Annotated in this window: 19 protein-coding genes; 9 read left to right on the top strand and 10 right to left on the bottom strand. The window is 57.3% G+C overall.

The window, feature by feature from the left end; all coding sequences use genetic code 11:
* The first annotated feature begins 6 nt into the window (after positions 1-6).
* Entirely contained in the window at positions 7-1458 is a 1452-nt protein-coding gene (locus ACR0BI_RS11650) for an aldehyde dehydrogenase family protein (protein ID WP_480561915.1), read from the top strand.
* Here ACR0BI_RS11650 and pncB read toward each other — a convergent pair.
* Positions 1455-2747 carry a nicotinate phosphoribosyltransferase gene (pncB, locus tag ACR0BI_RS11645; protein WP_170394888.1) on the bottom strand — a complete coding sequence of 431 codons (1293 nt, stop codon included), beginning with the start codon at positions 2745-2747 and terminating at the stop codon, positions 1455-1457. The genes ACR0BI_RS11650 and pncB overlap by 4 nt on opposite strands.
* 164 nt (positions 2748-2911) lie before the next feature.
* Between pncB and ACR0BI_RS11640 the strand changes: the two genes are divergently transcribed.
* Positions 2912-3442 (top strand): hypothetical protein, encoded by a 531-nt coding sequence (locus ACR0BI_RS11640; protein ID WP_170737168.1) that lies wholly within the window; start codon positions 2912-2914, stop codon positions 3440-3442.
* Between the two features lie 3 nt (positions 3443-3445).
* Here ACR0BI_RS11640 and pncA read toward each other — a convergent pair whose 3' ends face one another.
* The gene (pncA, locus tag ACR0BI_RS11635; protein ID WP_170737170.1) at positions 3446-4039 is read right to left on the bottom strand and encodes a bifunctional nicotinamidase/pyrazinamidase; all 594 of its coding nucleotides are present in this window, start codon (positions 4037-4039) and stop codon (positions 3446-3448) included.
* A 96-nt stretch (positions 4040-4135) separates the two neighbouring features.
* Here pncA and trhO point away from each other — a divergent pair, with 96 nt between their 5' ends.
* Complete coding sequence (gene trhO / locus ACR0BI_RS11630; protein WP_170737172.1) at positions 4136-5041, top strand: oxygen-dependent tRNA uridine(34) hydroxylase TrhO; 906 nt, start codon at positions 4136-4138, stop codon at positions 5039-5041.
* Between the two features lie 64 nt (positions 5042-5105).
* The gene (locus tag ACR0BI_RS11625) at positions 5106-5606 is read left to right on the top strand and encodes a potassium channel family protein (protein WP_170394876.1); all 501 of its coding nucleotides are present in this window, start codon (positions 5106-5108) and stop codon (positions 5604-5606) included.
* A gap of 6 nt (positions 5607-5612) precedes the next feature.
* On the opposite strand, the gene ACR0BI_RS11620 is transcribed toward ACR0BI_RS11625, so the two are convergent.
* Positions 5613-5942: a hypothetical protein gene (locus ACR0BI_RS11620; RefSeq protein ID WP_480561918.1), complete on the bottom strand. Its 330-nt coding sequence runs from the start codon at positions 5940-5942 to the stop codon at positions 5613-5615.
* 191 nt (positions 5943-6133) lie between these two features.
* On the opposite strand from ACR0BI_RS11620, the gene betB reads away from it, so the two are divergent.
* Complete coding sequence (gene betB / locus ACR0BI_RS11615) at positions 6134-7588, top strand: betaine-aldehyde dehydrogenase (RefSeq protein WP_480561920.1); 1455 nt, start codon at positions 6134-6136, stop codon at positions 7586-7588.
* Positions 7589-8268: 680 nt separating this feature from the next.
* Here betB and ACR0BI_RS11610 read toward each other — a convergent pair.
* Genes ACR0BI_RS11610 through ACR0BI_RS11590 form a run of 5 tightly spaced genes read right to left on the bottom strand, consistent with a single transcriptional unit; the run spans position 8269 to position 12938 of the window.
* Positions 8269-10416, bottom strand: a complete 2148-nt coding sequence (locus ACR0BI_RS11610; protein WP_480561922.1) for a tetratricopeptide repeat protein — start codon at positions 10414-10416, stop codon at positions 8269-8271.
* Positions 10413-11282: a flagellar motor stator protein MotA gene (motA, locus tag ACR0BI_RS11605; protein WP_170408548.1), complete on the bottom strand. Its 870-nt coding sequence runs from the start codon at positions 11280-11282 to the stop codon at positions 10413-10415. Before motA ends, ACR0BI_RS11610 begins: the two co-directional genes overlap by 4 nt.
* A 46-nt stretch (positions 11283-11328) precedes the next feature.
* A complete protein-coding gene (locus ACR0BI_RS11600; RefSeq protein WP_170664295.1) occupies positions 11329-11922 on the bottom strand; it encodes a MotE family protein in 594 nt (197 codons plus the stop codon).
* On the bottom strand, positions 11919-12431 hold the full coding sequence (locus ACR0BI_RS11595; RefSeq protein ID WP_480561925.1) for a hypothetical protein: 513 nt from the start codon (positions 12429-12431) through the stop codon (positions 11919-11921). Before ACR0BI_RS11595 ends, ACR0BI_RS11600 begins: the two co-directional genes overlap by 4 nt.
* 9 nt (positions 12432-12440) lie before the next feature.
* Positions 12441-12938 carry a flagellar basal body-associated FliL family protein gene (locus ACR0BI_RS11590; RefSeq protein ID WP_170466650.1) on the bottom strand — a complete coding sequence of 166 codons (498 nt, stop codon included), beginning with the start codon at positions 12936-12938 and terminating at the stop codon, positions 12441-12443.
* 119 nt (positions 12939-13057) lie between these two features.
* Between ACR0BI_RS11590 and fliF the strand changes: the two genes are divergently transcribed.
* From fliF to fliP, 4 genes are read left to right on the top strand one after another with little or no spacing between them, the layout of a single operon-like run.
* Positions 13058-14647, top strand: coding sequence for a flagellar basal-body MS-ring/collar protein FliF (gene fliF / locus ACR0BI_RS11585; protein ID WP_170426084.1), 1590 nt, complete (start codon positions 13058-13060; stop codon positions 14645-14647).
* Positions 14647-15243: an ABC transporter ATP-binding protein gene (locus ACR0BI_RS11580; protein ID WP_170394851.1), complete on the top strand. Its 597-nt coding sequence runs from the start codon at positions 14647-14649 to the stop codon at positions 15241-15243. The genes fliF and ACR0BI_RS11580 overlap by 1 nt, the downstream gene beginning before the upstream one ends.
* A complete protein-coding gene (locus ACR0BI_RS11575; RefSeq protein WP_170394848.1) occupies positions 15236-15523 on the top strand; it encodes a FliM/FliN family flagellar motor switch protein in 288 nt (95 codons plus the stop codon). Before ACR0BI_RS11580 ends, ACR0BI_RS11575 begins: the two co-directional genes overlap by 8 nt.
* Positions 15520-16248, top strand: coding sequence for a flagellar type III secretion system pore protein FliP (gene fliP / locus ACR0BI_RS11570; protein ID WP_170626750.1), 729 nt, complete (start codon positions 15520-15522; stop codon positions 16246-16248). The genes ACR0BI_RS11575 and fliP overlap by 4 nt, the downstream gene beginning before the upstream one ends.
* Here the strand turns inward: fliP and ACR0BI_RS11565 are convergent, their stop codons facing one another.
* Together ACR0BI_RS11565 and ACR0BI_RS11560 are read right to left on the bottom strand one after the other, a co-directional pair.
* A complete protein-coding gene (locus ACR0BI_RS11565) occupies positions 16249-17691 on the bottom strand; it encodes a sensor histidine kinase (RefSeq protein ID WP_170598324.1) in 1443 nt (480 codons plus the stop codon). It lies immediately after the preceding gene.
* Positions 17688-18425: a response regulator transcription factor gene (locus ACR0BI_RS11560; RefSeq protein ID WP_170408540.1), complete on the bottom strand. Its 738-nt coding sequence runs from the start codon at positions 18423-18425 to the stop codon at positions 17688-17690. The genes ACR0BI_RS11565 and ACR0BI_RS11560 overlap by 4 nt, the downstream gene beginning before the upstream one ends.
* Positions 18426-18606 lie beyond the last annotated feature (181 nt).

The raw sequence follows: 18606 nt of genomic DNA, 5'->3' as shown, positions 1-18606 counted from the left end.
CTTCCGATGACTAACCCACTCTGGTTCGATCCCAACCTTTGCCTGATCGGCGGAGAATGGAAAATGCCCGCGTCAGGTCAAACCTTGCCGCTGGTGAATCCCTCGGACGGTTCCGAAATTTGCCAGATCGCTCGAGGTGGCGAAACCGATATCGACGCTGCGGTGCAGGCCGCCCGATCCGCGTGCGATGGCGATTGGGGTCGCATGACGGCCCTGGAGCGAGGGCGTATTCTCACCCGACTGGGGCAACTGGTTCTGGACCGAGTGGATGAACTGGCACAGCTAGAGGCGATGGATGTCGGCAAACCGCTGACCCAAGCTCGGGCAGATGCGGTAGCATTGGCGCGGTATTGCGAATTTTATGGTGGTGCTGCGGATAAAGTGATGGGCGAGACCATTCCCTATCTGGATGGCTATACCGTCTACACGTTGCGCGAGCCGCACGGTGTGACCGGCCACATCGTGCCGTGGAATTATCCGATGCAGATCATTGGCCGTTCTGTCGGGGCGGCGCTGGCAATGGGTAACGCCTGTGTTCTGAAACCGGCGGAAGAGGCCTGCCTGACCGCACTGGCCTTCGCGCATCTGGCGATACAGGCGGGCCTTCCGCTTGGTGCCCTGAATGTGGTGCCCGGCCTGGGGGCTGAGGCGGGCGCGGCCCTGTCGGCACACCCGGGTGTGGATCACATTTCATTCACCGGTTCGGTCGCGACAGGCGCGTTGGTTCAGCAGGCGGCGGGTCGAAACGTTGTTCCGGTGACACTGGAACTGGGCGGCAAGTCGCCGCAACTGGTTTTCGATGACGCCGATCTGGATGCCGCGCTGCCGTATCTGGTGAATGCGGGTATACAGAATGCGGGCCAGACCTGCTCGGCCTCGTCGCGCATTCTGGTGCAGCGCGGTGTTTATGATGCGGTGAAATCCCGTATGGCCTTGGCATACCAAGAGCTTACCGTCGGTCCGGCGATCCGGGATTTGCGCGTTGGTCCGCTGATCTCAACACGGCAAAAAGAAATCGTGACCGGTTTCCTTCACCAAGGCTCGGACTTGGCGATTGCCGCCGAGGGCCAGATTGCGGCTGGCGCACCCGAATCCGGCGCATATGTCAGGCCCACATTGTTTTCGGATGTGCCGCCCGATCATGCCTTGGCGCGGGATGAGATCTTTGGCCCCGTACAGATTCTGATCCCGTTTGACACCGAGGAACAGGCTCTAACCATAGCAAATAGCACCGAATATGGCCTTGTTGCCAGCGTCTGGACCCGAGATGGTGGGCGGCAGATGCGGCTGGCCAAGGGTTTGCGTTCGGGGCAGGTGTTCATTAACAACTACGGCGCGGGCGGAGGTGTCGAGCTGCCTTTTGGCGGCGTTGGAAAATCCGGCCACGGCCGCGAAAAAGGGTTCGAGGCACTTTATGGTTTCTCACAACTGAAAACGGTTGCGGCCTACCACGGCTAAACGATCACTTCGATCGGCTCCTGCGCTCCAACGCCAAAGACGCGCTTGTACCGCTCAATCTGCTCGGCGGGTCCCATCGCCTTTTCTGGGTTGTCAGATAGTTTGACCGTCGGGTAGCCATTGGCCGAGACCGCCTTGCAGACTAGCGAAAAGGGAGCCAATGCGTCATTCGGTACAAGTTCGCGGAAGTCATTGGTCAGCAACGTACCCCAGCCGAACGAGACATTGGTTTGATCCGCGAACTGAGCGTGCAATTCGCGTATCTTGTCCACATCTAACCCGTCCGAGAAAATAACCCGCTTCTGCGTCGGGTCTTCGCCGCGTGATTTCCACCAGTCTATTGCGATTTTTGCGCCGGTAGCGGGGTCGCCGCTGTCAACGCGAATGCCGGTCCAGCCTGCCAGCCAGTCAGGCGCGCGGTCCAGAAACCCTTTGGTGCCATACGTGTCGGGCAGAATGATGCGCAGATTTCCATCATGTTCCTCGTGCCAGTCGCTAAGGACGTCATAGGGCGCCTGCGCAAGCGCGGCGTCGTCTTCGGCGAGCGCAGAATACACCATAGGTAGTTCATGTGCGTTGGTGCCAATAGCCTCAACTTCGCGTCGCATTGCGATCAGACAGTTGGACGTTCCGGTAAAGGACGAGCCCAAACCTTCAATCATGGCCTGCACACACCAGTCCTGCCAAAGGAAGGAATGCCGCCGCCGCGTGCCGAAATCCGCGATCCCAAGCCCCTCAATAGTGCGAAGCTGGGCTATCTTTTCCCATACGCGTGTCATTGCACGGGCATAGAGCACCTGTAGTTCGAACCGGCGCATATCGTTCAGAACCGCGCGTGAGCGTAATTCCATCAGTACGGCCAGCGCCGGGATCTCCCATAGCATGACCTCGTGCCACTTACCCTCAAAGGTCAGCTCATACTGATCACCCTTACGCTCCAGGTGGTAAGGGGGCAGGCGCAGGTTCTCGAACCATTCCATGAAATCCGGGCGAAACATCTGACGCTTGCCGTAGAATGTATTGCCCCGCAACCACGTGCTTTCCCCACGACTCAGACTTAGCGAGCGGATGTGATCCAACTGCTCGCGCAGCTCGCCTTCATCGATCAAACGGGCCAATGGCACGTGATTCGACCGGTTGATCAGCGAAAACACCACATCGGTTTGGGGCTTATTTCGAAACACTGACTGGCACATCAGCAGTTTGTAGAAATCTGTGTCGATCAATGACCGGATAATCGGGTCAATCTTCCATTTATGATTGTAGACCCGCGTCGCGATATCGACCATGGGGACCTCCTGCAATTTCCGTTGTTAGATCAATCGGAGCACGAAATGGCAAGAGTCGCGGAATTGGGAACAATGCCCACGACAGAACACATTACGGGCTTATTGTGGGTTTCCTTCACGCTTTAGTGAGGGGTGGGGATGGAACTGAAGGTTGAAGTTAGTGAATGAGTCTCGAGTACGATTTTGACATTGTTGCAATAGCTCCGGATGAGGTTGATCCTGAGCATGGGCAAACATCGATAACTGGGCGGCCCCCGGTGCGGGCGCGGTTCAGGGATATCAAGACGGCAGACGCATTGCGCGCTGCATCGCCCAAGATTCGCAGAATATTTCTGGAATCAGGATTTAGCCTGGACGAGTCGGATGGGCATCTTGCCCGAGGTTATTTTCGGCCAGAAGAGGCTGAAGATCGCCTCCTGATCCTAAAGCGGCTTTTTGCGAATATCCGGAATATGGGTGTCCAGGGAGAGTATAGTGGTGAGTTCGATTTCCATCACTTCTTGGGCCATATCAGGACCGCAAAGCCCGGGACCGTGAACCGGAAAATGCCCGAGCGACCATTGCAAGCGCCACGCCCAAGAACAGTGCGTCCAAAGCGTCGCACGGTTTCTGGGCGTATCGGTTTCGCGTTAGGTCTTGCCGTGATCCTGTTTGTGTTTCTGAAACTGCTGGCCGAGCATGGTGCCGCGCTTTGATCCTCAGGCCAGTGTCACACCTGCTGCGCGCATGGCCTGCTCTGCGACAGCCAAAGATCCGTCCATATCAATGGCGCGGCACAAGTTGCTTAAGACGGTGACATCAAACCCCAGCTGTGCCGCATCTACCGCCGAATAATGCACGCAGAAATCTGTCGCCAAACCGACCATGGTCAGCTGCGTGATCCCGCGCGTCTCAAGATAGCCTTTTAGACCAGTGGGCGTGGAATGGTCGTTTTCGAAAAACGCGCTATAGCTATCGATAGCGCTGCGAAATCCCTTGCGGATGATCAGATCGCCATCTGTTCGCAAATCCGCATGGAAGTTCGCGCCTGCGCTGCTCTGAACACAGTGATCGGGCCACAAGACCTGAGGGCCATAAGGCATGTCGATCATCTCGAACGGCGCTTTGCCAGTATGAGAACTGGCGAATGAAGAATGCCCCGACGGGTGCCAATCCTGTGTCAGGATCACCGTATCGAACGTATCCATGATCGCATTGATCGGTGCGACGATCTCGTCCCCTCCGGCAACAGCAAGCGCGCCGCCTGGGCAGAAGTCATTCTGAACATCGATAACGAGCAGGGCGTGGGACATGCTGGCCTCCTAAAGTCGTGTTATCGGTATGGTGCGCAGCGGGTATCGTCAATCCGGTCTCTTGTGTGTTTTTGCCAAGGGCATTAGATCGCCCACATGTACACAATCGCTGCCCTCTATCATTTCACGCGTTTTTCCGACCCCGATGCGCTGCGCCCGGCTTTGCACGAGCTTTGCCGCGCGCAGTCGGTAAAAGGCACCCTGCTGTTGGCGCAAGAAGGGATCAATGGCACCATCGCCGGACCCCGCGCAGGTATCGATGCGGTTCTGGCGCATATCCGTGCGTTGCCAGGATGCAGTGATCTTGAGTGGAAAGAGGCGACCTCGGACCACCCGCCCTTCGGCAAGATGAAGGTGCGGTTGAAGAAAGAGATCGTGACTATGGGCCAGCCCGATGTCGATCCCCGCGCAAATGTCGGGAATTACGTCGAGCCTGAGGACTGGAACGCGCTGATCCGTTCGGATGATGTGGTGGTGATCGACACTCGCAACGATTACGAGGTGGCGATTGGCACGTTTGAGGGTGCAATAGACCCTAACACAGCCAGTTTCCGCGATTTCCCGGCGTGGTGGGAACATAACAAGGACCGCTTTCACAACAAACGCGTTGCGATGTTCTGCACCGGTGGCATCCGGTGCGAAAAATCCACCAACTACCTGCTGGGGCAAGGGGTCGAAGATGTCTATCACCTGAAAGGTGGCATCCTGCGGTATCTGGAAGAAACGCCACCCGAAGACAGCACTTGGCAGGGTGAGTGTTTTGTCTTCGACAACCGCGTCTCAGTTGGTCATGGTCTGGTCGAAGGCCCACACAAGCTGTGCCATGGTTGCCGTCGCCCGATCCTGCCCGAAGATGTGAAACGCCCTGAATACGAGCATGGCGTATCCTGCCATCGGTGTATCAATGAGACTTCAGAACAGGACAAGGCGCGGTTTCGCGAGCGGCAAAAGCAGATACAGCTGGCCCGCGCGCGGGGCGAGGAACATCTGGGCTCTGACTGAAATCAGCTTGCAGGCTGCGTTTGAAATCGGATGATTGTGCGCAAGCCCAACCGACGGAGCGCTCATGACCCACGAACCCAGAACCCTGGAAGAATGGAAATCAACTTTGCTGGCGGCGCTTGGGCTGGTCTTGGCAAGCTTTCTTGCGTGGTACGGTCTGTCGCGCCTGAACGAAGCTACTGCAGGCGACACCATTGGCACTCTTTCTTCGGTAGGCCTTCTGATCTGGATCGCCTCGCAGTCCTGGTACTACATGACCCAGGTGAAATCTCCCCGGAGGTTGTTGTTCCTGATGGGGGTGTCCTTCATCCAGGTCGTGCCATTCCTGTTCGCAGCCGTCTACGGCGCGTTTGGATATAACGACCATTGTGTGATCGGCGCCGAAGGGCCAGCCGATATTCTGTATTTTTCATACGTCACCTTCACAACGGTCGGATATGGGGACATGTCCCCAACTGGCTTTTGCCGTGGGCTGGCTGTGGCCGAGGCTGTGACGGGTTACATCCTGTTGGGCATGTTTGTGGCCGCCGCCGTCGCGCTATACGCGCGCAACCACGGCAAATAGAGCGATCTATTTATTATGATCGATCCAGCGCGACATCATTTGTTTGTCGCGGAAACATTCGGACGGGATCGGGCGGCGCTTGCTGCGCGAGATACGTTCGGCAAAAGCAACCTGCTTACCTGTTGGGTAGTTTGCAAAGGGCGACGGATCATGCGGCTTATGGGCTGAAATCCAGTCCGACAGGGATTTGCGGTCACGCTGCGCCTCGACCGGAATCTCAAGCGCTGATTGTTGCGCGATGGCGCGGGCAAAGCGCATCTGCCGATCTGTAACTGGCAGCAGGTGATAGTCGTTTGTCGGGCCGCTCAGGGCGGTATTTCGCATGTTCTGGGCCATCGGGTAATCCTCTGACTATGTAGAACATAAATAGAACATTAACCTTTCGTTTCAAGGGAAGACCCTTTGGGTTAGGCGAGAACCTGCCAATCCGCGGCTTGATTGACTGATCAGTCAATAATCGATAATTCGATCCTCAACGCACGCGATCTTTTTGCCTAAAGAGATTTCTGAACACAGAGGGAACCGGCATGAAATTTCAACCTAAGGCCAGCCATTTCATCGATGGCGAGTATGTCGAGGACACCAATGGCGCGCCCATCGACGTTATCTACCCCGCCACCGGAGAGGTCATCGCACGGCTGCATTCCGCCACGCCTGAGATTGTTGAAAAGGCTCTAAACAGCGCAAAATCGGCCCAAGCGGCCTGGGCTGCCCTATCGGGCACCGAGCGAGGCCGTGTGCTGCGACGCGCGGCCGACATCATGCGGGATCGCAATCGTGACTTATCGATTATCGAAACCCATGATACCGGCAAACCTTTGCAGGAAACGCTGGTGGCCGACGCTACCAGCGGCGCGGATGCGCTGGAGTATTTTGGCGGTCTGGCGGCCTCGCTGACCGGAGAACATATCCCTCTGGCAGACGGGGATTTTGTCTATACCGTCCGCGAGGCGCTCGGCGTTTGTGTGGGCATTGGGGCATGGAACTACCCGACGCAGATCGCTTGCTGGAAGGGTGCCCCGGCGTTGGCGTGCGGAAACACAATGATCTTCAAGCCTTCCGAGACTACTCCGCTGTCGGCATTGCAAGTAGCCGAGATTTTGATCGAGGCAGGTGCACCCAAAGGCGTCTATAACGTTGTTCAGGGCTACGGTGATGTAGGCGCCAGCCTGGTGACCGACCCCCGAGTGGCCAAGGTCTCGCTAACAGGGTCGGTTCCAACGGGCCGCAAGGTGTACGCTGCTGCCGCCGATAGCATGAAACATGTCACCATGGAATTGGGTGGCAAGTCCCCGATGATCGTGTTCGACGACGCCGACATCGAAAATGCCGTGTCAGGCGCCATTCTGGGAAATTTCTACTCCTCGGGACAGGTCTGTTCCAACGGCACTCGAGTTTTTGTGCAAAAGGGAATCAAGGAAGCGTTCCTTAAGCGCCTGTCTGAACGCCTTGCTACGGCGAAAATCGGCGACCCGATGGATGAAGAGGTCAACTTTGGCCCGATGGTCAGCGAAAACCAAATGAATATCGCGCTTGGCTATGTCGAAAAGGGGAGGGCCGAAGGCGCGCGGCTGATCTATGGCGGCGAACGGGTCCAAGGCGATGGTTTCTACATGCAGCCCACGGTTTTTGCCGATGTTAAGGACGATATGACAATCGCGCGCGAAGAGATTTTCGGCCCGGTGATGTCGGTGCTGGACTTCGACACCGAAGAAGAGGTTCTGGCCCGTGCCAATGACACCGAATTCGGTCTGGCCGCCGGCGTCTTCACCAACGACCTGACCCGCGCCCACCGCATCGTGGCAGGTTTTGAGGCGGGAACTTGCTATATCAACACTTATAACCTGGCCCCGGTAGAGGCGCCTTTCGGCGGCTCCAAGATGTCGGGCGTAGGTCGCGAGAACTCGAAACTGGCAATCAACCACTTCAGCGAGATGAAGACAGTCTACGTCTCGATGAATGATGTGGAGGCCCCATACTGAGTAAATCCGGTTGAATAGTCTCTGTTCTTGATGGTTCACGTCGGGGACAGAGCACATGCTGGCTCGTACATATGACTAAATTCCTCAAGACGCCTCCTCCGCAAACCGGAGATCAGCCTGTGAAAACACACGCCCAAGCTTTTGTGATCGGTGCAGTTTGATCCTTTATCATCTGGCCAAGTTTGGTTGGATTGACGTGGCGATGCTGGAAAGGGCGAGCTATCTTCGGGCCAACCCCAGACCATGTCCCCGGCACAATACGCAATGCCAATTGTAGCGATTGTTTTGGCGGTGCATGTTCGCATCTGGGCTGAACACATTTCTGGGGCGGGTCTGCCGGATCCCGATGTGGCAACCGTAGTGCCCTGGAATACGGTTTCAGAAAGTCCGAGTCACTCGGCCCGGTTTACCAAGGGCAGATGTGGTGATCGTAATCTCAGATAGAGTTGTCCAAGAACCAGCACACTTGAACGCGTGCGGTGGTCCTGAATGATCATTGAGCCAGCTGAAGATCTTCGACACGTTCACTGAGTTTACCGCCACTGTCCGATGGGCATCATTGATTGATGCATAGGAAGTCAAAATGAATTCAATACCCTTGTTAGAGGCTGATTTTGGCGTCTATCAGCCTACAGGCCAAAGCAGTTACACTTGTCTCTGCAAGAACAGACTTCCAAGGTTCAATTCGGGTCGATTGCGCGCACTGTCTCAAGCATTTCAATGATCTGCGCGCGTGCGATGGTGCTGTCCTGTATTAGCATTGCGGCGTCCGACAATGGCTTGTCCGGCTGTCGCGCAACCGGCTTGATCAGGGATGTTCGGATGCGGGACAAATCGGTGAAGGTGTTTGACCTCTCTTCATCCGCACCGCCGGAGCCCGCCAACCAGTTGTATCGAGCGGCCATCTCGTGCTTCCCGCCTGCCTGCAATGCGCGCGCGGCGGCATCGAAATCCTGTGTTTGCATCATGGCCTGGGCGCGCAACTCTTGCGCGGTGTCCGAGGAATCGTCCGCGATTTCCAGCAGCGCCTGACGGGGACGGTTGTCCATCAGAGCCGCCTTTGCCCGAAGCCGAGCACGATCACGGCTGCGTTCCCGATCTTGCGGTCGGTTTGCCAGCGCGTAAGCCTGCGCTGAAAACCCAAGGTCAGCCAATCGCTCTGCCATGGACACGGCAGTTTCGACCGCCAGCGCGTTGCGTCGCCTGTCCTTCAATTCCATCACATGGCGCAGGAAAGTAATGTCGTCGGCCCGCTCCGCCAGCAATTGGAACACCTGATCTCGTGTCCTCTGCCATTCGTCGGAATCTGAGACATCCTCAAAACCGGCAAGAGCTCCGGTAAAATCCTGGGACAAAGCCATCGCCAAAGCGTGAGCACGCGCCAACATCGGGCCAAGTTCGGACTTCCGAAGCTCGCGCGCATAACTTGCAGCTAAATCGAGGTCGCGGGGCGAGACCGTACCCCGGTCCGACCACCGCTTTTCGATCAACCGCGCAAGTGCTAACGGCGCATCGGTTGCGGCATCGGGCGCCGATATGACCTCGGTCAACAGCGTTTCCGCGGTATCGGTATCCCCTGCAGCATCCGCGATTCTGGCTTGGGCAAAGGTTACATCAGCGGGTTCGTCCTCTAAGATCCGTTCGACCGCACGCAAGATCCGTCGCGATGCTTCAAGCCGGCTTGCCGAGACAAACATCTCGGCGATATCCGGGCCGAGATGTTGCCTGAGATGCCACGGCAGCCGACCAAAACTGCGTTCGATCGCTTTCACATGCACATCGGATTGAAGTTTACCCTCACTCAAAAGCGCCCAGAGTGCGGCGGCACCATCACATCTTTGCTGCCCTTCCAAAGGGTTCGGCGTCGGTGCAGGCAACCCGTCCATCACTGATGCGATGGCCGCTACTCTGCGCTGCTCAACCGAGGTCTCCGACAACAAAGACAGGGCTTGGTGCGCTTCTACACCGAACCCGAAATACGTATAGAGCTTCGCCAAATCCATTGCATACGCCTGGTCGACACGATCGAATTCCTGAAATAGCCCGACCCGCAATTCGGCCACATCCTCGGAAAATGATCGAGCGCCCGACCATGTCTCAAAACCCAGTTCGCTGTCCGTGATACATTCCGGTTTGCTATCAATCTGAGGAACTGCCAGATTGCCTAGCCCCGAAACCCCATCGAGCACTGAAGACAGTCGCAGATTTGGCACCAGCTTTTCCGAAGATCGCAGCGGACCAAAACTGGACGATTCCCTGCGTCCGACACCTGCCAGTTCAAGATCAACAACCTCTCGATCAGCGCTTTGCAATATACGTGATGCCAACTGCTCCTCAAAATTTCGTTGATTTAACTGCAGCAAAGGCAAGGCCAGTTCGGTGGCTGGAATATCAGTAGGTAAGGGTTTTGGGGCCGGGATACTTGCAGTCCTGGGAGGCGCCTCTGGCTCTACCGGGTCATTTGCAGGTGTACCCTGGTCGGGTGCGATATCTATGACCACCATAGTTTGGCGATGCAGAAATGCCGTTGCCACGCAGTCGCACCCAAATGTCATCTCCAACGCTGCACCTGGCCCGACCTGTTGAAGCGATTGCAGACGGTTCCCCGACAGGCGGTCGAAGACAGCTGCAGTGTTGAATGTCGCATTATCGATGCCAATGCTCAGCCGCGCGCCGTTCTCGACCGGATCCAACATCCAACCGGTGCCAGAGGGGACCTGTACCACCAGACGCGTGTATCCCTCATGCTCGCCCGATCGCACGGACAAAGCCTGTGCTGACGCGCTTGTGCCCCATGTGAGCAAGACCAAAGACAATGCGCGGATCATGCTGCAGCCTGCTTGAGTTCCTTAAGCGCGTCTTCAAGTTCCGAGAAACCGGGCCGGTTGTGGGTCGGTGTGTTCTGGCGGCCGACCTCTATACACATGGCCGCGTTGTGGTTGTGAAGATTAGCCACCAGAACCTCTTTGATGAGTTGATAAAAGTGGTTGTCTTCTTCGACAACAGATTTCAGCTTGCCCGCAAAAGGGCCCACCAATCCATAAGCCAGAAAAACCCCCAGAAACGTCCCAACCAACGCGCCGCCGATCAGCTTACCTAGGACTTCCGGTGGTTGGTCGATTGATCCCATCGTCTTGATCACACCCAGAACGGCGGCCACGATCCCCAGAGCGGGCAACCCGTCAGCAACGGTTTGCAGCGCGTGGCTTGAATGCATGGCATGGTGGAAGTTCGCCTCCATCCGCTTCTCCAGCACCTCCTCAACCTGGTGCGGGTCGTCATAGTTCATCGCCGCCGAGCGCATGGTGTCACAGATCAGGTCCACCGCTTCTTTGTCGGCTTGAATCTTGGGATATGCGGAAAATAGCGATGAGCTTCCTGGCTCTTCAATGTGCTGCTCTACCTCGACCGGGTTCGCGCGTGCGATCCGGATCAGAGAGAATAACAAGCATAACAGATCGCGATAATCCTCGGGCTTCCATTTGGGTCCTTTAAAAACTTTCGCGATATCCTTGGCGGTGTGTTTTACGCCGCCGATATCATTGCTGATCAGAAATGCGCCGACTGCGGCCCCTCCGATCATCATCATCTCGAAGGGCAGTGATTTCATAATGATTGCCATCTTACCGCCTGCGGCAAGGTAGCCGCCGAATACCATGACAAAGATGACGGCAATTCCGATGAGCCCGATCATGAAAGGTCTCCAGCGTTGAGGGTGCAGATAGATATGGCCATGAGGGTCATTCCTGTGGGGCACGTGCATTGCGCCCGGCCATGATCACGCTGATGGTGTAAGCAGCCTCGGGGCTGAGACCGGCCATAACTTCAGCGGCAGCTTCCGGTGGCATGCGAGACAGGAAGCCAGCGGCGAATACCGCGTCCATCGTTTCGAACAACGCGGCGGCATCTTTGGGCTTCATGCTCTGATACACGTCAGTCAGTTGTGTCAGATCGTTTTCGGCGGCCTTTTCGGCAATCGCCACCGTTTCACGCAGAGCGTTCTCGGCGTCCTCCAGCATGGTGAGCCGGGTTTCGATGGCCTGATCGGCAATGTCGAGCGCCCGTTCCCGGTCCAAAATCGTGCTTTCACGCTGGTTTAGAGTCTTTTCACGGCGCAATAGTTCCGTAAGCAGCAATTGTAGATCTGCCGCATTCGCCTCTTTGCGTTCACCACCGGCGGGCGAGGCCATGTTTGGTTCCGCGCCGCGGGCAAGTGCAGGCCCGGCCTCAAGCCCGATGCGAATAATCGCAGAGCCGACCATCAGCAAGGAAATGACGGTCAGAACACCGCCGCGCGCTCGGCGATCAGGCGCTTTTGCCCGGTTGCGACTCATTTCGCTGCTCCGCCAGATGGAGCGGCGTGCCGAAAGAACATCAGGCCTTCTGGTTTCTTTGCGGGCGGCTCTGGTGGTGCTTCCGATGGCTCAGTCGAGACCTCAGTTGGTTCACCAGACGGATCGGATGCAGTTTCTTGTGCTTCGCCGGGCTGCTCAGACCTGTCCTCAGCAGGTGCGTTATCTGGCTGATCCATGGGAGCGTCTGGCTCAGAGGGCTCTTCCTGAACGACATCGTGCATCGAGGCCATCATAAGCTCCAACCGTTGTGCGACGGTTTCTGCCCGTTCGGTCAGCGTCTGCAACGCGGTGCCGGAATCATCCGAAGCCTGACGCGCGCTATCCAGCGATTTTCGCAACTCTTCTGCTTGCGAGGACAGCACAGAAACGGCGCCACCCACACCCTTCTCAAGATCGGTAAACCGCTTCAGGCGTCGCGACAGAACGAAACAATACAGACCAGCCCCAAGAGCGCCCGCAACCAGCAGAATATCGGCAATCAACTCCACCATCGCCTCCTAATTCAGTACAAATTCCATGACCAGAACGTCACGCACGCGGCCTTCGCCAACGACGATCCCAATGCGTCGTAGCAGGTGTCCGCGGATCCTCATCAAAGCCAGAGAATCTTCCAGATCGGTTAACTCAAGGGCGCGCAAATAGCTGTTCAGAACGTCCATGATTCGCGGCTGCATCTTTTCAACCTCGGCGGCGTAGCCCGCATTCACTTCAAGCTGCGCGTGAAATTTTAAATGTCGCGAATCATCTGACTTGACCGAGATGATCACCGGCGGAAGATCGACAAATTTCACATCGGGAAGTGCCTTTACGGAAGCGTCTTCGCCTTTCTTTTTGGCCTCTTTCACCATCTCGGACCCACCTATGGGAAGCAGGCCGGATGCAGTTATGAAATAGCCACCAACACCGCCCGCGACAGCCAGAATCAGCCCAAGCAGAAGGCCTTTTTTCCCTGATTTTTTAGGGGCTTCCGCCTCATCTGCAGTTGCGTCGGTCATGCGGTCCTCATGAATCTGTTCGGCAACCGTCATAACCCCTCAGGGACTAACCGATTGTTAAGGGCAATCGTCCAAACAAGGGCAGAGCCGCACAGAATGTCGGTGAGTCGGAGGTAAGCGTGCAGCAGATCGGAACTGTCTGGGCTAGTTTGGACAGGCGCAAACAAATTATCGTGGCCGGTGCCGTGGCACTGGTGTTTCTGGGTGTGCTTGCGATGTCACGGATTGTGACAGTGCCGTCGATGACGCTGCTTTATGCGGGGCTCGAAAGCGGTGCAGCCGGGGATATCGTGCGGGCGCTGGACCAGCGTGGTGTGAATTATGAAATAAGGGGTGGCTCGATCTACGTCCCCGGCGTTCAGCGGGATGAGTTGCGGATGACTTTGGCCAGCGAGGGCCTGCCTGCGAACGGCAATCGCGGTTACGAACTGCTGGATTCGCTCAGCGGCTTTGGCACTACGTCGCAGATGTTTGATGCCGCCTATTGGCGCGCAAAAGAAGGAGAGCTGGCGCGCACGATTGTGGGCAGCCCGCATGTCAGCAAGGCCCGGGTGCACATCGCCAACAGCTCCTCCAACCCGTTTCAGCGCAGCATAGCACCAACCGCTTCGGTTTATCTGGTCCCGTCGGGTGCACCGATTAACGGAGATCAGGCAAAGGCGATCCGGTTTTTAGTGGCGTCGGCGGTTAGCGGGCTGGCACCGGAAAACGTCACTGTGATTGATTCAAACGGGGCCGTGATTGGCGCGCAGGACACGGCGGTGGCAGCCGATACTGCAGATGATAAGGCGCGCCAATTGCGTGAGAAAGTCCTGCGTCTGGTCGAAGCCCGGGTCGGGGCCGGCAACGCGGTGGTTGAGGTCAGCGTAGATACGGTGACCGAAACCGAGTCTATCCGGGAACGTCGCTTTGACCCCAAAGGCCGTGTTGCGATCAGCACGGATGTTGAAGAACGGTCGGACAGTGCGCGTAATCAGTCGGCGGATGTGACAGTGGCGTCGAATCTGCCGGATGGCGACGGGGCAGGAGGCGATGAATCCAATTCGAATGCCACTCAGACCCGCGAACGGGTGAATTATGAGGTGTCAGAGACCGAGTTGGAAGTTCATCGCGCGCCAGGTGCGATCAAACGTCTGACTGTCGCGGTGCTGGTCAATGGTGTTCGAGCGGCAGGTACAGATGGCGTCGAGATTTTTGAACCCATGCCGCAGCCCGAGCTTGATGCACTGCAAGAGCTTGTGGCTTCTGCGGTCGGGTTTGATGCTGAACGCGGCGACGTCATCACACTGAAATCGCTCGACTTGCCCATGGTTGAACCCCAGGGCGAGTTGGTGTCCGGGTCGATTTGGCAGAACATGCATATCGACGCTATGTCGCTAATTCAGATGGTGGTTTTGGCGCTGGTTTCCCTTGTTTTGGGTCTGTTTGTCATACGGCCAATTCTGACGAAATCTGCGGCATCGGCGCTGCTGCCAGCAGGTGCACCGGTCGAGGTCGCCCCAGCGCCTTCCCTGACCGGAGAAATTGCGACCGCAGATGCGCCGGACTTTGCACCGCTCGCGGATGCGGCGCAGCCGAATGTTCCGGCGATTGCCGCTGCGCGTGGGGAAGATCCTGTCGACCGTTTGCGCGCCATGATCGGCGACAAGCAGGAAGAGACGGTAGAGATCCTGCGCAGCTGGCTTGAAGAAGGCGAGGAGAAGGTGTGATGTCGATCGCTCATCTTCTTGAAGACTTCAACGCCTCTGCGGCTGGGGTGGCCGTACATCTACTGGATGAAGACGCACTGGAAGAACAGCGGCTTGCTGCATTTGAACAAGGCTATGGGGCGGGCTGGGAAGATGCGGTTCAGGCACAGGAACAGACTGGCACACAGCTAAGCTCCGATCTGTCGGCGACGTTATCCGACCTGTCCTTTACCTATCAAGAAGCATTGACCCGCATGACCCTGTCGCTGGAACCGATGTTCCAGAGCCTGGTTCAGACTATTCTGCCTGAGACGATCGAGCATGGCTTTGCGAAGCGATTGACCGAGCAGCTTTGCGACATGGCGCGTGAGCAGGTCGGCCAGCCATTGCAGCTGACTGTCCCGGCGGGCACCTGGGATCAGGTCGAGGCGATGCTGCCGCAGGATATCTCGCCGCGTCCCCAGGTCATCGAGGATGTCTCGCTCCAGCCGGGACAGGCGCGATTGCAGGTGGGGATCGCCCAACGCGAGGTGGACTGCGCTGCCTTGCTCTCATCCATTGCTGCAACGTTCGACGCATATCTGTTTGAAGCAAAAGAGGCTTTGTCAAATGAGTGATCCTCAACCACCGAAACCCGAAAAACCCAACCCGTTCGAGACTGTTCCGATCGAAGTCACCGTCTCGGTCGGGCGTGCGCGGCCTTTGATCCGTGACCTGTTGAGCATGGGCGAAAATGCCGTACTGACACTGGACAAGCGGATCGAGGATCCGGTTGACCTCTATGTTGGGGACCAATTGGTAGCGCGCGGTCTGTTGGAAGAGATGGAGGGCGACCAGTCCGGGCAACTGGCTGTACGGCTGACCGAAATCTCGGATCTGCAGAACGGGATCGGATGATGCGCTACCTTTTTTGGCTGGCATTTTTGCTGGTCATACCCTCCGGTGGCGCGGCGCAAGAACTGTCGCTGTCCCTGGGCGAGGGCGGGTCGATCTCGGCCCGGACCATCCAGTTGATTTTGCTGATCACGGTGCTCAGCCTGGCACCGGGACTGGCGATCATGATCACCTGTTTCCCGTTTTTGATCACGGTTTTGGCGATCCTGCGGCAAGGAATCGGCTTGCAGCAGTCACCGCCAAACATGTTGATCGTCAGTCTGGCGCTGTTTCTGACCTATTTCGTCATGGAGCCGGTTTTTACCGAGGCGTGGGAGACCGGGATTCAACCGATGGTCGAGGAAACGCTTGACGTAGAGCCTGCGCTGGAACGCGCGCTGGTGCCGTTTCGCAGTTTTATGGCAGCGCGTATTGATGCCGACACGTTTCAGGCCATGGCAGACCTGCGCCCAGATGATGCTGCGATCCAACTATCGCCCGAGGCCCCGTTATCCGTGCTGATGCCGTCCTTCATGTTGTCGGAAATCGCGCGGGCCTTTCAGATCGGGTTCCTGATTTTCCTGCCTTTCCTGATAATCGATCTCGTTGTCGCAGCGGTTTTGATGTCGATGGGAATGATGATGGTGCCCCCGGCTACGGTCTCGCTGCCGTTCAAATTGGCGTTTTTCGTCATCGCTGATGGCTGGGCCTTGATCGCCAGCGCCTTGGTGCGCAGCTACGTGCCATGACTATTGCCGGGTGATCTGCAGGCGCGCGCGCAGGCCCTGATCTCCGGCCTCGAAACTCAGCGTTCCGCCGTGTTGTTCGGCAACGGTGCTGACAATTGTCAGGCCCAATCCGAACCCATCCGAAGATCCGATGTTTGATCCGCGCTGGAACGGTGCCAGTAGCGCCTCGATATCCGCGACCGATAGGTCGGTGCCCTTGTCTTCGACGATGATCGTGGCGGTCTGAGCATCAGTTTCCAGTTCAACCTCGGCGTGACGACCGTATTTCAGGGCATTGTCGATCAGATTGGACAACGCTCGTTTCAATGCGATGGGCTGACCCGTCACCAGGATGCGCCGCGTTTCCGGCAGCGACGCATGCCCACGGCGTGACATGAAAACAGACGACGCGCTTTCGACGACAACGGGATCAACGGCTTTCAACGACACTGGCCGGTCCATATCCTGATAATCGGCCACAAGCGATTCAACCAGCGAGGTCAACGATATCTGGCGCGGTTCCTCGACGCTGAGTTCCGATCGCGTGTAAGTAAGCACGCTTTCTATCATGCCGGTCATCTGGTCCACGTCGGCCTCGAGCTTTTCGCGCAACTCACCATCGGGAATCAGCGCCGCACGCAGCCGGACGCGGGTTGCAGGTGTCCCCAGATCGTGGCTGACGCCCGACAGTACAATGGCGCGTTTCTCAAGCTGCGCACGTTCGGCATCCAGGTGATCATTCACCGCAGTCACGATATCGCGCAGCTCTTCGGGCCCGTCCGCGTCATAGCTTTGCGGCCCGCCGCGACGTCGGCGGTCGCCTAGTGCCTGAGCGAAACGTGCGAAACTGTCAGAAACATTCCCGACCGAGGTCAGAAGCACCGCCAAGGACACAATTCCCAGCAATATCGCGGGCAAACGCAGATCAACCGGCGCAGCCTTACAGCCCCAGATTTCGGTGCCGTCGACTTGCTGCCAGACTCCGCGCCCGAACTGCGCGATCAGGATAGGTTCGCTGCAATATGTGGCCAACAGACGGGTCAGGTTCCCCATCTTCTCGGGGCCGGTCTGATCGCTGCCAGATACGATGTCTGAAACCGGATAGACCAGTCGATCCGATAACACCGCAAGCGTCAATTCGCGGCCACTCAGGGGGGCTGAACTGTCGGTCAGAATCGACAGATTGGTGACAAAGCGGCGATCCGCAAAGCCGGGCATTTGCTGGAACGCTCCCCTATCAGCAAGAGCGGCTGCCTCGGTTGGCAATGGGTTGATCAATAGGCCGGGTGGCGGCGCCATCCCCGTTCGCAAGTCTTCGTATATGGTGAAACCGGCAACAAATGCTGCGGTCTGATACCGGTTCCAAGCCTGTGCCGAGGTGAACCACATCCCGGCAGCCACCAGCCCCGCGACAAAGGCGGACAGGGTCCAGAGCCACCCAATACTGCGCAGGCGCAGGGTCATGCGTCCTCATCCACCATAACGTCAGCGGTAAACAGATAGCCAACACCGCGCTCGGTGCGCAGCATCTGGGGGTCTTTCGGGTTGGCCTCGATTTTCGACCGCAACCGCCCCACCAGCATATCTATGGCACGGCCTTGCGCCTCAGGCTTGTCGGCCTCACCGGTTACATCCAGTGCGGCGGCGATCTCATCACGGGTCAGCGGAATATGCGGGTTCGCCAGCAAAACCTTCAACAGGGCGGTCTCCCGTTGGGACAGGGAAACCAGATAGCCTTCGGGCGAATGCACCTCGTCCCGTTTGCCGTCAAAGACCCAGCCGTCAAAGTGAAAGGTGCGCGTGCGGCGGCGGTATGCCAGCGAAGGCGTGCGTCGGGCGCGTTGCATCACCGCACGGACGCGGGCCAGTAACAGTTGCGGGTTGAATGGTTTGGCGATGTAATCGTCTGCTCCAACCTCATATCCTGCCATGCGCTGATGATCCGCCGACAGGGCCGAGACCAGAATGATCGGTACATCCTGTTCGGCCCGCAACCGGGCACAGATCTCGACGCCGTTTTCATCGCCCAGCATCACGTCCAACAGGATCAGGTCGATCCGCCCCGAGGTTAGATGCGTGCGTATTTCACTTTCGGAACTGGCAGGCAGAGCAATATACCCGTTCTGCTGAAAGAACTGGGTCATCATCGACCGCATCTCCGAATCGTCATCCACCACCAGGAGCCGGGGAATGCCCACTCTGTTTCTCCTCCTCAGGGTTCTCCGTCGCCGCCAATTGTAACGAATGGAAACGGATTCAAGGCCAACGTAACACGGGGTAACAAAAGCGGTGAAAATTTCCACCTTGTCAGGATATTGCATCGCATTCTGCGTTGCCATGCGGCATTCCGTTAGCGCTATATCACCTATGGCCGCCCTT

The organism is Ruegeria sp. E5, from assembly GCF_056534105.1.
This window is presented reverse-complemented; position numbering and strand designations above follow the sequence as displayed.

What these genes read in the sequence shown, in the direction of transcription:
- betB (WP_480561920.1), top strand. Translation starts at nt 6,134, where the DNA reads ATGAAATTTCAACCTAAGGCCAGCCATTTCATCGATGGCGAGTATGTC.
- ACR0BI_RS11610 (WP_480561922.1), bottom strand. Translation starts at nt 10,416, where the DNA reads ATGATCCGCGCATTGTCTTTGGTCTTGCTCACATGGGGCACAAGCGCG.
- ACR0BI_RS11580 (WP_170394851.1), top strand. Translation starts at nt 14,647, where the DNA reads ATGTCGATCGCTCATCTTCTTGAAGACTTCAACGCCTCTGCGGCTGGG.
- ACR0BI_RS11625 (WP_170394876.1), top strand. Translation starts at nt 5,106, where the DNA reads ATGACCCACGAACCCAGAACCCTGGAAGAATGGAAATCAACTTTGCTG.
- ACR0BI_RS11650 (WP_480561915.1), top strand. Translation starts at nt 7, where the DNA reads ATGACTAACCCACTCTGGTTCGATCCCAACCTTTGCCTGATCGGCGGA.
- ACR0BI_RS11590 (WP_170466650.1), bottom strand. Translation starts at nt 12,938, where the DNA reads ATGACCGACGCAACTGCAGATGAGGCGGAAGCCCCTAAAAAATCAGGG.
- ACR0BI_RS11620 (WP_480561918.1), bottom strand. Translation starts at nt 5,942, where the DNA reads ATGGCCCAGAACATGCGAAATACCGCCCTGAGCGGCCCGACAAACGAC.
- motA (WP_170408548.1), bottom strand. Translation starts at nt 11,282, where the DNA reads ATGATCGGGCTCATCGGAATTGCCGTCATCTTTGTCATGGTATTCGGC.
- ACR0BI_RS11640 (WP_170737168.1), top strand. Translation starts at nt 2,912, where the DNA reads ATGAGTCTCGAGTACGATTTTGACATTGTTGCAATAGCTCCGGATGAG.
- pncA (WP_170737170.1), bottom strand. Translation starts at nt 4,039, where the DNA reads ATGTCCCACGCCCTGCTCGTTATCGATGTTCAGAATGACTTCTGCCCA.
- pncB (WP_170394888.1), bottom strand. Translation starts at nt 2,747, where the DNA reads ATGGTCGATATCGCGACGCGGGTCTACAATCATAAATGGAAGATTGAC.
- trhO (WP_170737172.1), top strand. Translation starts at nt 4,136, where the DNA reads ATGTACACAATCGCTGCCCTCTATCATTTCACGCGTTTTTCCGACCCC.
- ACR0BI_RS11575 (WP_170394848.1), top strand. Translation starts at nt 15,236, where the DNA reads ATGAGTGATCCTCAACCACCGAAACCCGAAAAACCCAACCCGTTCGAG.
- fliP (WP_170626750.1), top strand. Translation starts at nt 15,520, where the DNA reads ATGATGCGCTACCTTTTTTGGCTGGCATTTTTGCTGGTCATACCCTCC.
- ACR0BI_RS11565 (WP_170598324.1), bottom strand. Translation starts at nt 17,691, where the DNA reads ATGACCCTGCGCCTGCGCAGTATTGGGTGGCTCTGGACCCTGTCCGCC.
- ACR0BI_RS11600 (WP_170664295.1), bottom strand. Translation starts at nt 11,922, where the DNA reads ATGAGTCGCAACCGGGCAAAAGCGCCTGATCGCCGAGCGCGCGGCGGT.